Source organism: Pseudomonas sp. Pseu.R1 (assembly GCF_045764065.1).
Lineage (GTDB): Bacteria > Pseudomonadota > Gammaproteobacteria > Pseudomonadales > Pseudomonadaceae > Aquipseudomonas.
Genome location: NZ_JBJGEE020000001.1, coordinates 3,540,240 through 3,554,989, shown reverse-complemented (window position 1 = coordinate 3,554,989; position 14,750 = coordinate 3,540,240). Strand labels below are relative to the sequence as shown.

At 60.7% G+C, this 14,750-nt stretch carries 12 protein-coding genes; 3 read left to right on the top strand and 9 right to left on the bottom strand.

The features are described from left to right. Positions 1-17 precede the first annotated feature (17 nt). Entirely contained in the window at positions 18-980 is a 963-nt protein-coding gene (locus ACI5GA_RS16455) for a CobW family GTP-binding protein (protein ID WP_421423433.1), read from the bottom strand. Positions 981-1,034: 54 nt separating this feature from the next. Between ACI5GA_RS16455 and ACI5GA_RS16450 the strand changes: the two genes are divergently transcribed. Further along, a complete protein-coding gene (locus ACI5GA_RS16450) occupies positions 1,035-1,406 on the top strand; it encodes an NADH:ubiquinone oxidoreductase (RefSeq protein ID WP_404635614.1) in 372 nt (123 codons plus the stop codon). Positions 1,407-1,567: 161 nt separating this feature from the next. Here the strand turns inward: ACI5GA_RS16450 and zigA are convergent, their stop codons facing one another. Next, positions 1,568-2,770 carry a zinc metallochaperone GTPase ZigA gene (gene zigA / locus ACI5GA_RS16445; protein ID WP_404635616.1) on the bottom strand — a complete coding sequence of 401 codons (1,203 nt, stop codon included), beginning with the start codon at positions 2,768-2,770 and terminating at the stop codon, positions 1,568-1,570. An 89-nt stretch (positions 2,771-2,859) separates the two neighbouring features. On the opposite strand from zigA, the gene ACI5GA_RS16440 reads away from it, so the two are divergent. Then, positions 2,860-3,249, top strand: a complete 390-nt coding sequence (locus ACI5GA_RS16440; RefSeq protein WP_421423430.1) for a glutamine synthetase — start codon at positions 2,860-2,862, stop codon at positions 3,247-3,249. Between the two features lie 143 nt (positions 3,250-3,392). Here the strand turns inward: ACI5GA_RS16440 and ACI5GA_RS16435 are convergent, their stop codons facing one another. Then, a complete protein-coding gene (locus tag ACI5GA_RS16435) occupies positions 3,393-4,634 on the bottom strand; it encodes an N-acetylmuramoyl-L-alanine amidase (protein WP_404635620.1) in 1,242 nt (413 codons plus the stop codon). A 227-nt stretch (positions 4,635-4,861) separates the two neighbouring features. Next, positions 4,862-5,383, bottom strand: a complete 522-nt coding sequence (locus ACI5GA_RS16430; protein WP_404635622.1) for a DUF3617 domain-containing protein — start codon at positions 5,381-5,383, stop codon at positions 4,862-4,864. 179 nt (positions 5,384-5,562) lie between these two features. On the opposite strand from ACI5GA_RS16430, the gene cls reads away from it, so the two are divergent. Next, on the top strand, positions 5,563-7,002 hold the full coding sequence (gene cls / locus ACI5GA_RS16425) for a cardiolipin synthase (RefSeq protein WP_404635624.1): 1,440 nt from the start codon (positions 5,563-5,565) through the stop codon (positions 7,000-7,002). A 217-nt stretch (positions 7,003-7,219) separates the two neighbouring features. On the opposite strand, the gene cfaB is transcribed toward cls, so the two are convergent. From cfaB to hflK (ACI5GA_RS16400), 5 genes are all read right to left on the bottom strand, one after another. Then, entirely contained in the window at positions 7,220-8,404 is a 1,185-nt protein-coding gene (gene cfaB / locus ACI5GA_RS16420; protein ID WP_421423427.1) for a C17 cyclopropane fatty acid synthase CfaB, read from the bottom strand. A 282-nt stretch (positions 8,405-8,686) separates the two neighbouring features. Further along, positions 8,687-10,645 (bottom strand): cation-translocating P-type ATPase, encoded by a 1,959-nt coding sequence (locus ACI5GA_RS16415; RefSeq protein ID WP_404635628.1) that lies wholly within the window; start codon positions 10,643-10,645, stop codon positions 8,687-8,689. Next, positions 10,642-11,709: a protease modulator HflK gene (gene hflK, locus ACI5GA_RS16410; RefSeq protein ID WP_421423424.1), complete on the bottom strand. Its 1,068-nt coding sequence runs from the start codon at positions 11,707-11,709 to the stop codon at positions 10,642-10,644. The genes ACI5GA_RS16415 and hflK (ACI5GA_RS16410) overlap by 4 nt, the downstream gene beginning before the upstream one ends. Beyond that, on the bottom strand, positions 11,706-12,737 hold the full coding sequence (gene hflC / locus ACI5GA_RS16405; protein WP_421423422.1) for a protease modulator HflC: 1,032 nt from the start codon (positions 12,735-12,737) through the stop codon (positions 11,706-11,708). Before hflC ends, hflK (ACI5GA_RS16410) begins: the two co-directional genes overlap by 4 nt. Before the next feature lie 11 nt (positions 12,738-12,748). After that, the gene (hflK, locus tag ACI5GA_RS16400) at positions 12,749-14,713 is read right to left on the bottom strand and encodes a protease modulator HflK (RefSeq protein WP_421423420.1); all 1,965 of its coding nucleotides are present in this window, start codon (positions 14,711-14,713) and stop codon (positions 12,749-12,751) included. Positions 14,714-14,750: the final 37 nt, after the last annotated feature.

The window sequence follows — 14,750 nt, the reverse complement described above, 5'->3', positions numbered from 1 at the left end:
ACTGTGGATAACAGCCGCTAGGCTGCGCACTCTGCCAACTGTGCATTCAACCTGACCTCGTCCTGAGGCTCTGCAAAGATCAATTCAATCCGCGAATCCTTGCGCCACTCGCTCGGCGCCCAGTTCAGAGCACTCCCCTCCAGTGCGTTCGCGGATATCCACCCGTCTGCGCTGTGGATAACCAGCTTGGCACGCCGCCAGTCAAGGCTTCGCAGCCAACTCTGCACTTTCGCGCCGTCGAACACCCGGTCAGGATGCCAGCGCCAGCCAATGCTCCAACCCTCCGCCTGCCCTTGGCTCAGGCAAATCGGGGTCATGGGATCGGCCCAGACAGCAGGCCATTGCGCGAGGGTCTTGGGCGCGACGAAGTTATCCACACCCTCGATGCCCTGCACCTCGACGCCCGGCAAACGCTCCAGCGGTACCGCGCTCAGCTCCGTCCAGAATAACGCCCGATCAGGTAAAGACTCGCCGATGAACTGTCGTCGCGCGTCGTCGAGCCCGGCCGATTTGTTGAGCACCAACAAACCGGCGCTCTGCACAGCCTCGTGTTGAGTCTGTGAAAGCGGCTTTCCGGCGGCAAGCGACTGGGCATCGAGCACGACCACGCTGGGTTGAACGGCGAGTACCCCCACCCAGGGTGGCTCTCTCAATTGCGCCATCAATTGCACCGGATGGCCCAAACCGGAAGGCTCGATGAACACGCGATTCGGTCTCGCCTTGCGTAGCAGACGGCCCAGCCCGATCTGAAATGGCGCGCCATTGACGCAGCACAGACAGCCGCCAGCCACCTCGCCAAGTGCGATACCATCCTCGGCCGTGGCGAGCAGCGCAGCATCCAGCCCGATCTGGCCAAATTCGTTGATCAGAATCGCCCAGCGTTCATGCGCCGGTTTCTGCGACAGCAGGTGTTTGATCAGACTGGTCTTGCCCGCGCCCAAAGGGCCAGCAATGACATGGGTGGGAATGTTCTGCAGCATGTCCGGCCATTCTTGAACGTCGCTCCCGAAAACGAGCGCAGACGGAGGTAATCAATGCGAGCAATCTGGCTGCCCGCGCGGCTGGCGTTGGTGCTGCTGGCCATCACGTCGAATCAGGCGTGGGCTGAATCCTGTGTTGTCCACAGTCAGGGCGAACGGCTTGACGTGAAGGTCTGTCAGGAAAATCTCACCATCCCGCCGGATCTGTTCCACGACGGCTTTTGCAAACCACAGCTCAAGGATCAGAAGGTCGAAGTGACCTACGCGGACCAGTGCCCATCTGGGTCATTTGGCCAGTGCAGCAACGCGCAAGTCGCCAATATGCCCTATCGGCAGAACATTCACTATTACGGCGTGGCCAGCGATGCGGCGTTTTTGAAGCCGTTCTGTGAGCAGCAGAGTAAGGGTGTGTGGAAGGCGCAATAACCGTCCAGATCCATTCCCGGATCTGACAAGCGCACGATATCCCTGTGGGAGCGAACCCATTCGCGATGCGTAGGTACAGTCGACACATCTCTATCGAATGTACCGGCCTCTCGCGAATGAATTCGCTCCCACAGTTGTTCTCCTACAGGAATTCCATCGAGTTACGCCGCCTCGCCGTGCCAATCCCCAAACGGATCGGCCAACTGCGTCCAGCCTTCAACGCCCGCCGCCATTTCGATGTCCGTCAGCAGACAAGCATCAAGGTCGGCATTCAGTTGATCAAAATCGATATTCTGCCCAATAAACACCAACTCCTGACGGCAATCGCCACTCTGCGCCATCCAGTTACGCATGATGATTTCGGTGCTTTCCTCGTCCTGCGGCCAGTGCTCTTTGGGCACGAAACGCCACCAGCGCCCGGCAAAGCCGTAGCGCATCAGACCACCCGCCTGGGACCAGCTCCCTGCCTCTTGGTGCTTGTTCGCCAGCCAGAAGAAGCCTTTGGAGCGCAGTAGTTTGCCGTTGGTCCACTCACCGTTGATGAAGTCGAAAAAGCGCTGCGGGTGAAACGGACGACGGGCGCGATAGGCCGTTGATGCGATGCCGTACTCCTCGGTTTCCGGCATATGTTCGCCGCGCAGTTCCTTGAGCCAGCCCGGCGCCTGGGCGGCGCGTTCGAAATCAAAACGTCCGGTATCGAGAATCTTGCCCAAGGGCACTGCGCCCATCACCATCGGCAGGATTTCGGCCTGGCTGTTGAGGCGTTGAAGAATGGCCATCAATTCCTGGCGGTCGCTTGCGCTGATCAGGTCGATCTTGCTGATGAGGATCACATCCGCGAATTCGACCTGTTCGATCAGCAAATCGGTGATCGAACGCTCATCTTCCTCGCCCAGCGTTTCGCCACGGGTCGCCAGACTTTCGGCAGCCTGGTAGTCCCGCAGAAAATTAAGCCCGTCGACCACGGTAACCATGGTGTCCAGCCGCGCGATATCGGCGAGACTCTGTCCGTTCTCGTCGCGAAAGGTAAACGTCTCGGCCACGGGAAGCGGTTCGGAAATGCCCGTGGACTCAATGAGCAGGTAATCGAAGCGGCCATCGTTGGCCAGGCGGCTGACTTCTTCCAGCAAGTCTTCGCGCAGGGTACAGCAGATGCAACCGTTGCTCATTTCCACGAGTTTTTCTTCGGCGCGATTGAGGCTGACGTCGCGCTGGACCTCACTGCCATCAATGTTGATTTCGCTCATGTCGTTGACGATAACCGCGACACGCAGGTTTTCGCGGTTGCGCAGCACATGGTTGAGCAGGGTACTTTTACCGGCACCGAGAAAGCCGGACAGGACGGTAACGGGAAGACGGTTCATGGGAGTCTCATCAGGTAGCAGGTTCAGGTGGGTTTTACGTTATAGTATAACAATACAAACCTGCTAACACTTTTTACAAGGTCCGCTCGATGGTCAGGGTTTTCAACGTTTTTGCCGGGTTTGTTTTGCTGTTGAGCGCGCAGGCGTTTGCAGCACCGCCGTCACCAAAACTGGATCAGGCGCTGTGCACGCGCAGCGCGACGTTACTGGCGTGCATCGACGCTTACAACAACCAATACAGCGTGGCGATGGCAGGCACGACGATGTATTTGCGCGGTTACGAAAGCGCGGACAAACGCAGTTGGGCACAGACCAACAGCCGCTATGGGTCGCTGACGTTCTTTACGGGGCTGGCCTCGGATGGCGAGGCGTGGGTGGGGACAATCCAGAAAGTGGGCTGGACGACCATCAGCCGGGTGTCCAGCTCCAGCGGCAGCCGGAGCAAGATCACCTGTGATCGGGTGATGGGTTGCCGCTAGTAGGGCACGGATTAATGTGTGGGAGCCGGCTTGCTGGCGAACGCGGTGTGTCATACACCTGCTGTGGTCAGACAGATTGCATTCGCCAGCAAGCGGAGCGCCGCCCGGCCGGCTCCCACAAAAAGCGCGCAGGACTCATTGAATCAAACGAGCGCCTGCTCCGCCGCCTTCTGCTCCTGACGCCAAGCCACGAACGACCCTACCGGCGGATTGCGCTCAAAGTACCTCTTCATGCCGTCAAACAAGCCATCGGCCACCGCTTGCTGATGACGCGCCGTCACCAAGCGCTGGCTGTCGCGGCTGTTGGAGATGAAGCCGGTCTCGACCAGAATCGAGGGCACGTCCGGCGACTTCAACACCGCAAAACCTGCCTGTTCCACGCGCTTCTGGTGCAACGTGGTCACGCCTTCCAGACTGCCCAGCACCGAGTGGCCCAGTTGCAGACTGGCAGCGATGGTGGCGTTCATCGACATATCCAGAATCACGCCCGCCAGCATCGGGTCTTTGTCTTTGAGGTTGAGCAGACTGTTGGCGCCGATCAGGTCCGCATCGTTCTCGCGCTGTGCCATGAAGCGGGCGGTTGCCGAGGTCGCGCCGGTTTCCGACAACGCAAAGACCGACGCGCCGGAGGCCGTCAGCCGTGGCGCCGCATCGGCATGGACGGAGATGAACATGTCGGCGTTGTATTTGCGGGCGATGTCGACGCGCTTGCGCAGTGGCACGAAGAAGTCGTCGTTGCGCACCAATCGCACATCGAAGCCTTTCTCACGCTTCAGGCGCTTGGCGAGCAACTGTGCGATGGACAGCACCACATCTTTCTCGCGCTCGCCTTTGGAGCCGATGGCGCCCGGGTCTTTACCGCCATGACCTGCATCGACCACCACCATGATGTCGCGCTTGGGATGAGCCTTGTCAGTCACGGGCGCAGGTTGTTTAGCAGCCGCCGCAGGCGCGGCAGCCAGTTGCACCGGCGCGTGGGCAGCAACGTCATGCCCCAGATCCAGCACCAGTCGATTGCCTTGCGCACCTTCAGGTCCTAGCAAGAAGCTGTTGAGCTGAACGGGGGACGCGAGGTCGAGCACGATACGCGTGTCGCCCTGCCCGAAATGCCCCGAGCGAATTCCTTTGATCGGCGTGTTCTCCAGTGCGAGCTGGCTGAAGTTGCCTTCCAGACGTGCGCCGCTGATGTCGATGATGATGCGCTCAGGCGCACTCAGCGTGAACGTCTTGTACTGCACCGGGCCGCTGAGATCGAAGACCAGCCGCAGCTTGCTGTCGGAGCGCCAAAGGCGAGCGTTGCGAATCTGCGTGGCGTTGACAGAGAAAGGAAGCGCGAAGGCGGCGCTGGCCAAAAGCATATTGAGCAGCATTTGACGTCGGTGCATGACACGTTCCGAAAAAAGGTGACATTCTTCGCAACAATATAACATGCCCGCACAGTGTCAAAGATGAAGCTTTTGATAGGTTGGCGTTGAAGTTTTCGCATTAAAACAATGGGTAACGGCAAAAAACTCAAGTGAAACAACAAGATGTTCCACGTGGAACAGCCTCAACGTTTTAGCTGCGAACACTAAAACGCCCCGGCTGGCGGGGCGTTCAGACGAACGGTCATTCAGGTACGAGGCTTGACGGTTCCACAGTTCTGACCCAGCCAGACAGCCTTGGTGTCCATGCTGCCGTTCTGCTGCTGGCCAGTGGCGTTGAACGAACCGACAACGTGAGTCGTGAACTGGCGATCGCTCTGGAACTGCGCAATGCCAGTGCCTTGCGCACGAGGGCAACTGAATTTGAATTTCCACGTCGGGCCATTGCGATCGGTGATCTGCTGGTTGCAGCCTGTCTTCGGATCAGTCAGCGGGATCTGCTCATTCTTCACCTGTTCCGGCGTCAGGCACACCCGCACGCCTTGTCCGCCCAACGTAATACCTTGTTTTGCCAGCATTTGTTCCATCGCAGCCCGCTGCTGCGGCGCCATCATTTGCAGTTGCGCGAGCATCACCTGCATGTCCGGCATCTGCTGCCCATCGACCTGCATGTTGCTCGACGTCAGTTCCCACAAACCGGGCTGCAGCACCTGCGCTTGAGCGAAGGGCGCGGCCAGACAAACCATCAACGCCAATACGCGCTTTTTCATGAACCTGATTTCCTGTTTGCACTGAAGCTGTTGAGTGCAGGCTGCTGACCGGACATCAGCCACCCGACGATGACGCTTAGACGGCGAATTCCCGGACCAGTTGCAGCCGCAAGAAAATAGCGACAATCCCCGCGCGCTGTGGTCTGTTAGACACCTACGCCGCGAGCACAAGGTTGCGCATGGATTACCACAGCCCGTATTTCTTTGGCTATTTGCTTGGCTTCACTCATCTGATCGGCATCGTAGCAGCGATTCATGCGTTGCTGACCGTACGAACCGCACAAGGCTCGATTGCATGGGCGATGCCGCTGATTTTCATCCCCTACATCACGCTCATCCCCTATCTCGTTTTCGGTCGCAGCACCTTTGACGCCTACATCAAGGCGCGGCGCCAGGCGAACGACGAGATGCGCAACGCCATCGTCGACTTCAACTGGAAGCCGTGGATCGAGGAGGCTGTAGCCGCCCGGCGCTCAGCCGCTTACGAGTCTCTGCGTGCCATGCCCAAGCTGGGCCGCATGCCGTGCCTGGCGAATAACCAGGTGAAGTTGCTGATCAATGGCGACGCCACATTCTCTGCCATCTTCGATGCCATCCGCACGGCGAAGCGTGTGGTGTTCGTGCAATTTTTCATCATTCACGACGACGACTTGGGGCGCCGCTTGCAGTCCCTATTGCTAGAGAAAGCGGCCGAAGGCGTTGAGGTCTTTGTGCTGTACGACCGCATCGGCAGCCATGCCCTGCCCGCCAGTTATGTTGAGAAGCTGCGCGCAGGCGGGGTGCAGATTAAGGCCTTCGCTACCCGTGGCGGTTGGCTCAACCGCTTCCAGATCAACTTTCGCAACCACCGCAAAATTGTGGTGGTGGATGGCGTGAAGGGTTTTGTTGGTGGCCATAACGTCGGCGATGAATACCTGGGACTCAAGCCTCCGCTTGCGCCGTGGCGCGACACCCATGTATCGATTGTCGGGCCGGTGGTGGCGTGCTTGCAGGAGTCGTTTGCCGAAGACTGGTTCTGGGCGACCCGCGAACTGCCGCCGCTAATTCTGCCCGAGCGCTACCCAGAGAACGGGGTATTGTGTCAGTTCCTTGCCACCGGACCCGCCGACCGGCAGGAAACGTGCTCGCTGTTCTTCGTCGAGGCGATTCATGCGGCGACCGAACGGGTCTGGATCACCACGCCTTATTTCATCCCCGATGAAGCGGTGTCAGCAGCACTACGTTTAGCGGTGCTGCGTGGCGTGGATGTGCGTCTGTTGCTGCCCTCGCGACCCGATCACTACACCGTTTATGCGGCATCCAGCCTGTTCGCCTTCGAAGCAGTGCGCGCTGGGGTGCGAATGTTCCGCTACAAACCGGGTTTCCTGCACCAAAAGGTGGTGCTGGTGGACAACGAGATTTCAGCCATTGGCAGCGCCAATCTGGATAACCGCTCATTCCGGCTGAATTTCGAGCTGATGTTGCTGACCGTGGATGAGGATTTTGCGCGGGAGGTCGAGGCGATGCTGAGCGATGACTTCAGCAATGCCCATGAGATTTCCATAGAGGAGAGCAAGGAGACGCATCACTTGCAGCAGTTGGGGATGCGCGTGGCGCGGCTGATTTCACCGATTCTCTGAAACCGCAACACCGTTGTCCTATAGGAATTTCTATGTTGTTTGACCTGACGCCTTCGCCACCAAGGCGGCTCCCACAATAATCGCCGCGAATCCAAATCTCGTTGTCTGCACCGAAACTGTGGGAGCCAGCTTGCTGGCGAAGGCGGCGTGTCAGTCAACATTCTTGTGTCTGCCCTGACGCTTTCGCCGTCAAGCTGGACTGCTACATAGGCCAAGATCAGCGATACAGATCATCCCGCGTCCATGGCAGGTCATGGCCGCCATCGGCATGGGGCTTCACCGCCAGGATCTGATGCAGGTTGATCCAGCCCTTCGAGAACGCATACGCGCACCCGGCCAGGTACAAACGGAAGATCCGCAGCGCCTGCTCCGGCACCATCGCCGCCGCAACATCCAGCTTGGCCTCCAGCCGCATGCTCCAGTGATCCAGCGTCTTGGCGTAATGCAGGCGCAGGCTTTCAACGTCCACGACTTCAAGACCCGCTTCGCTGATAAACCCGGTGATCATCGCCAAGTGCGGCAGCTCACCATTGGGAAACACGTAGCGATCAATGAAGTCACCTGCACCGCGCCCGACTGGGCGACCGTCAGTGTGCTTGGCGGTGATGCCGTGGTTCATCACCAGACCGCCCTCCTTCACCGCGCCGAACAGACACTTGGCGTAGAGCGCTAGGTTGGCATGGCCGACGTGCTCGAACATGCCGACGCTCACTACCTTGTCGAAGCGGCCATCCTGCGGCAGATCGCGATAGTCGAGCAGTTGCAGTTCGACACGGTCCTGAAGCCCTTCGGCCTTCACCCGCTCCTGCGCCAGTGTCAGTTGCTCGCGACTGAGGGTGATGCCGAACACCTTCACGCCATACTCACGAACGGCAAAACGGGACAAACCGCCCCAGCCGCAACCGACATCCAGCAAATACTCGCCAGGCTTGAGACGCAGCTTGCGGCAAAGGTGGTGGAATTTGTCCTGCTGGGCCTGATCCAGCGTTTCTTCGCCGGTCTTGAAGTAAGCGCAGGAATAGACCATGTCCTTGTCCAGCCACAGCCGGTAGAAGTCGTTGGACAGGTCGTAATGGTAGGAAATCGACTTGGCATCGGTGGCCTTGTCGTGCTGCGTACGGACCGGCGCGACACCGTCGTCCGGGTCCCCGAGCGCTGCGGTCAATTCATCACAAACGCGCATGACTTCGCTAATCGAGCCTTCCAGCTCCAGGCGCCCTTCAACGAACGCACTGCCCAGCAGATCAAGGCTAGGGTGGGTGAAGTCAGACACCAGCGAGGGGTCCTTGACGACAATCGTGACGCTGGGGTCAGCCCCCAGTTCAACCTCATTGCCATCCCAGAGCTTGAGTCGCAGTGGTAGATGAAGCTTCTGTAACGCTGGTGGTAATTGCGCAAGCATTGAGATAACCCCCTGATCCACAAATACGGAAAAGGGTAGTCCAAAACCGGTCCGAGACGAGAACCGTGAGGCTATCGGCTTTTTTTGAAAAACTGCGACGAACCTAATGCCGGGTACTTCCTTGCCCCAGGATCGAGCCAATTTGAAGCCTGCTGCGTTGGAGCACCCACTTCATGACTGACTGGTAATTTGTTACAGAGTTCTTCAAAGCTCAAGCGAATTTTTATACTTAGGGGGAGCGTCTGTTTCGGCGCTTTCCTTGAAAGCGCCGAATTAAAAGGCTTAAGCGGGATTGTGAAATTTCGCGATAGGTTCGTGGAAGCGCAACAGACGCCCCGCGTTGCCCAGCACCAGCAGTGTGCTGAGGTTGTGCAAAACCGCCGCAATCATCGCGCCTGCTGCACCGAGCACACCGAACGCCGCCAGCGCCACAATCGCCAGCGTCCAACCCAGACCGATGATCACGTTGACCTGCAACGTCGAGCGGCACTGACGACTCAACCGCACACAGGTGCCCAGGCGGCGCAGGTCGCTGCCGATCAGCACGATGTCCGCCGACGCCAACGCGATGTCAGCACCGCCTGCGCCCATCGCAACGCCCACCACGCCGGCTTTCAACGCGAGGGAGTCGTTGATACCGTCGCCAACCACCATCGGCCGGAAGCCGCTTTTGATCTCGCCCATGACCCGATTGAGCTTGTCTTCAGGCAACGCCTGCGCCTGAATGTCGCTGATACCGACCTCGGCGCCCAGGCTATCGGCCACGCTCTGTCGGTCGCCGGTCAGCAGCAACTGGCGCCCCATGCCCAAATCGCGCAACTCACCCAGGGCCTGACGCGCCTCGGGCTTGAGGCTGTCCGCCAGCAGCAGCCACGCGAGAAACACCCCATTCACGGCCAGCCCGGCAATCGGGCCGTCATGGTTGGGAACGGGTGAAGTGGCTATACCCAATTGCGCGAACAGTTCAGGACGCCCCAACGCTGCTTCGCCTCGAACGGTCTTCGCAACAACACCCAAGCCCTGCCGCTCGCGAATGTCTTCCAGCGCCAGCAGATGATCTTTCTCCACCAACCCCGCCAGCGCGCGACTGACCGGGTGGCTACTCGCAGACCCCAGGCTTGCGGCCAGCGCAACCACCTCATCGCCCGCGCCCTCCTCGGCTTTTATCGATTGCAGGCGCAGGCTGCCGTAGGTCAGGGTGCCGGTCTTGTCGACCACCAGCGAGGTCAGGTCGGCGAGTTCTTCAAGGAACGCTGAACTGCGAATCAGAATGCCATGGCGGGCGGCTACAGCGATTCCCGCGATGGCCGTAGCAGGCGCCGACAGCACCAGCGCGCAAGGGCACGCAGCGACCAGCACTGCGAGCATCGCCTGGGCATTGTTGGTGACAAACCAGGTTACGGCGGCGATCAGCAGCACCAGCACCATGTAGCTGCCTGCGTAACGCTCCAGCAGCCGCGTGATCGGCGGCTTCGAACGCTCGGCGCTCTGCATGAGTGCGATGACTTTGCCCAACGTCGATTCGTTGCCGATGCGCGTCACTTCGATGCGCAGCAGACCGTCGAGGTTGATCGCACCGCCGAACACTTCCATGCCCGCGCGGGCTTCGAGGGGTACAGATTCTCCCGTAATGGGTGCAGTGTCGAGGCTGGCCTGACCAGACATCACCAAGCCATCGGCGGGCACTCGATCTCCGGCGCGCACTTCGACGCGATCACCGGCCACCAGCGAGCCGTTATCCACTTCGCGAATCGAGCCATCAGGAGCGATCAGGCGCGCATGGCTGCGGGTCAGCTTGCCGAGGGCCTGAATGGCTTCCTGTGAACCAATGACGCTGCGCTCTTCCAGCACGTGGCCGAAGATCATGATGATCGGCAGCAACGCAGCGGTCATCAGGTCGCCCGTCGCCCAGGCGCCAAGCATCGCCAACGCGATCAGTTGATCGGTGATGCCGTGCAGGCTCGGGTAGCGCAAGCTGTGCCAACCGGCACCGACCACGGGAATTGCCACCAGCAGCGAGGAAGCCCCCAACAGCAGCTGGCTGACGCCGACTTGCTCGGGTGCGAAGAATCGCCAGACCAGCCCCAGCGCCAGCAGTCCCAGCGCAAGCATCGCCAGCGTGAGTTGCCGCGCGGCGCTGCGCTGCTCGTTGCGGGTCAGCATACTGCCGGGCGCGGCGGGTTCCGCGTGGTGGTGATCATGATGATCGTGGGAATGGGTGTGTGCGGCGTCGCCACTCATTTGTCGGCTCCCTGAATGATCAGGCGTGAATCGTCATGGGGATCGACCGTCGTCACAGAACCGGCCTGCTTGAGAATGCCGGGCACGCGCTCGCGATACAGGCGCAGCAACAGGCCAGGGTCGCTCTTGTTCTGGATCGACTGTGCCAGCCCCGTGACGGCAGCAGTGTCGGTCTGTGCCTTGGCCAGTCGCTCGGAGGCTTGGGCGTGGGCGACCTGCAACAGACGGTCAGCCTGCTGGTTGGCAGTCTGGTTCTGTTTCTCGGCATCGGTGCGTGCGTTGGCCACGGCCTGATCGGCTTGCTGGCTGGCAGTCAGAACAGCGTTGAAGGCGTTCACAGCAGCGGGGGGCAGGCTGGATTGCACGTCCACACGCACCACTTCCACGCCCAGTCCAACGCCCGTAGCCGTCAGCTCTTCAAGACGCTTGTTGATGCCTTGCACCAAATCACCCCGCAGCCGTTCGCGACGCTCGGCGGCCTGGCTGTCGGAGCCGACCAGTTCAGGGCGCGCCACCAGAATCGTGTCCAGATCCCGCGCGGCCGTGAGGCTGACCGCGCTGCGATTCACCAGACGATCCAAGGCTGGCAGCACGTGCTCACCCTGCAACACGAACTCGCGGGGGTCGGTGACCTTGTAGTACGCCGTCACATCCAGCTGTACGACACCGGCATCACCAGTCAGCAGAAAACCCGAACCTGCCAATGCGTCGCTCATCGGCGTGGCGAAGCTGGTGACCTTGTCAGCGGCAAGCGCTGTGGGGGAGCGCAACAACGTTTCCACATGGCGCTCGATCACGCGGTCTGCTGACGGCAACAGCACCACTTGTTCGAAGGGCTGCGGCCAGGCCAGCAGCAGGCCTGCGTTCTGCACGCGGTCCAGTTCACCAAAACGGAACACCACGGCGCGGTTTTGCGGGTCGATCTGGCGCACGTTAGACACTGCCCAGCCGAGGGCCGCGAGCAATGTCACCACGTACAAACCGAGGAACGCCAGACGGCTGGCTTGCAGCCACGGGCTGTTCACCACCGGGCGCTCGATGTGCGTCGAGTCCAGCTCACTCATGGCTGCGTCCCGGCTTTGCCGTCCTGCTTGCCATCCAGGGCAGGCGGACCGTCGACCAGCACGCGGAACGGTGCGGCGTCGGTGCGCAGAATCAGCTTGGTGGTCGGGCCGACGATGGTGCCCAGTGTGTCCAGTGAGCGCAGCAGGTTATAGAGCTGCGGCGAGCTGGCGTAAGCGCGGCCATAGATCAGCGCCGCCTCCACGCGAGACTGCGCTTCGATGTCGGCGGCTTTCACCGTCGCCTCGGCTTCGACAATGCGCGCATCACGCTCGGCGGCTGAACGGATCTGCGCGGCTTCACGCTTGCCGATGGCGGTGCGCTCGGTGGCGATGGTTTCCCGCTCGGCGCGCATGCGGTCGACCGTGGCGTTGAGCGTGACCGAAGGCAATGTCAGACGCTCGACACCGACTTGCAGGACGCGCACGCCATAGGTGGCCAGCAATTGCTTGTCGATCTGCTGGCGCAACTGGTTTTCGAAGTCACCGATGCGCACTTGATTGGCGTCGGTGTTAATCAGGTTCGAAAGATCGAAACTCGCCGCAGTGGTCTCCAGTGCCGAGCCGACGAAGGTACGGATCTGCCGCGCTGCTTCGTCCGGCTGGTTCTGCACGGCGCGCATGAAGCGCTTCACGTTGTCCGGGTCGCCCTGCACCTGCCAGGCGACATAGGCCTGCACGATGATGCGCAGCCCATCACGGGTGCCGACGTCCTGCAAGCCGCTGGAAGTGGTGCGCAAACGCAAGTCCACAGGAATGGCCGCTTCGAACGGCGCAGGCCAGCGCCAGCTCAGGCCCGGATCGAGCAGCACGCGAGACGGGTTGCCAAACCGAGTGACGACCGTCGCCTCGCCAGAGCGCACCTGCACCAGGCTCGCCGCGGCCACCGCGAAGGCGATCAGCACCGCCGCCAGCCCTGCCCGACGCCACGGAAAGCCGACCGGACCGGAATCTTCGCCATGATGGTGGTGACCGTGGTGATGCCCATGGCCAGAGTGATCGTGATGATCGTGGGAATGAAACAGACTCAAGGGACGACTCCTTATTCAGCCACTGGCTGTTCGGCTGATTTGGGCGACGTGGCGGGGTCGACCGGAAGAGTGAAAGAACGCAGATCGATGGTCGGCGCGCTGCCGCCACCCAGACGATGATCCAGCACCAGCAATTTGGCGTGGGTCATGCCTTGGGTCAGTTGGCTCAGGTACTGCTCCAGCAGAAACGCCTGACCGGCCTTGGCGTAGCCCTGTTGCTCGGCGCTGAAGCGCAGATCGGCACTTTGCGCGGTGGCCATGACTTCGCGAGACGTCGCTGCGGCCTGATCGTGGGCGATGCTGGCGTGCAGTTGGGCGAGGTTGGCCTGATCCGCCGCCGCACCACGCTCACGGGCAATCAAGGATTGCGCACTGATTTGCGCGGCCTGTACGGCATGGTAAGCATTGGCAGCACCGGCGGGCGGATGAATCGACTCGACGACCGTCGCGAGAATTTCCACACCGCTGTCGAGTTTTTTCAGGTCCCGTGCGACGGCGCTGCCGATATCGGCGGCCAGATCGGTGCGCTGCTCACCGAGCAATTCGTCGAGGGTCCGCGAGGCAAAATCGTGCACCAATACGCGGCTGGCGGTGCTGCGAATCAGACTCGGAATGTCGGCGCTGTTGTAGGTCGCAGCCATGGCCGCCTGATCGTCCAGGCCAATGCGGTAGACGAAGCGCACGTCCATGTTGACGATCTGAAAGCTCTGCTTGTCGCCCGAACCGCTGGCGATCACTTGGGATTTGTCGTTGATGTGAGTGGCGTCCCACAGGCGGTTGGCAACAGTGGGCGGCGGACCTTCGGCGGGGTCGAGGGTCTGTTCAGTGCTGGCACCCTCAGAGACGCTGGTCGCCAGCTCATGCACCACTCCATTCTCTACCGGGAGCACTGTGCCAAACGGCCATGGCAGCCCGGCGTGTAGCCCCGGCCCCAATACCTCGACCGGCTTGCCGAAACGTTCGTAGATGCCCCGCCCCTGCATCGGGATTTCATGTACACCACTGAGCAGCCAACCGAGAGCTACGATCACCGCCAGCACAGGCAGAAATGCCCGACGCATGTAGGTAAACGCCCAGACTTGCCGAAGGTCGATGCCAAAACGGTTGTGCAATTCGTTCTGCAACGCTGTCAACGGACGCGGTGGCCAACGCAGGAGGCCGGCGATGAAGCTGCTGGCCACAAGACGCGGCTCAAGGCGCTCGTTGCGCGGGCTGAAGATCGATAGCAGGGCGCGGATCAACAGTTCGACCGCCACCAGCCCCGGCAACAGGCCGATCAGCACCGCCAGACGCGCAGGCCAGACCCGATCAACCGAGGAGAAGAACAGGCAGAACGCCGCGACCAACAACGTGCCAATGGCCGCCCGCGCGATCTGCGCCAATTGCTCGGACTCGGGCCAGCTCGCTTCGGACTCGTTGCTGAACTGCCGCTCCAGCACCAGCAGGCCAAAGCCGATCAATAACAGGAGGCCACCGACCACGTTGCCGATCAGGCCGACGTTGCTGCCGACAAGGGTGAAATTCCAGACCAGGCCAATGCTGATCAACGCCAGCAACGACCACCCCGCCAGCCAGAATACCGGCACGCCGATCTGGCCGACCATCGAGGTCCCTGCCCCGCCGATACGTCCCAACAGGCGGTCGTACCAGCCCTGCTCTTCGGCAACGGCATTCTCGTCGGCCATGACTTCGACGTCATCAGGGGCCAGCACGTGAGATCGCCAAAGCGCCACGATCTGCGCAGACTGCAACGCAGAAGCGAGCACCAATAGGCTCGCCGCGCTGTTGGTCAGCACAGCAGTCCACAGAGAATTAGGAGAGAACAGATCGACGAACAGCGAAACCACCAGGCCCATCACGCCCATCGCGCCCAGTACGTAGGTCAATCGCGACAGCCGACGCACCTGAAAGCTCGCGCGCTGAAACCTGGGCAGGCTTGCAGGCGCTGCACCTTCGACATCCAGATCAACCCGCATCGACACTCCAGAATTTGCTGAACGCTGAACTCATCAC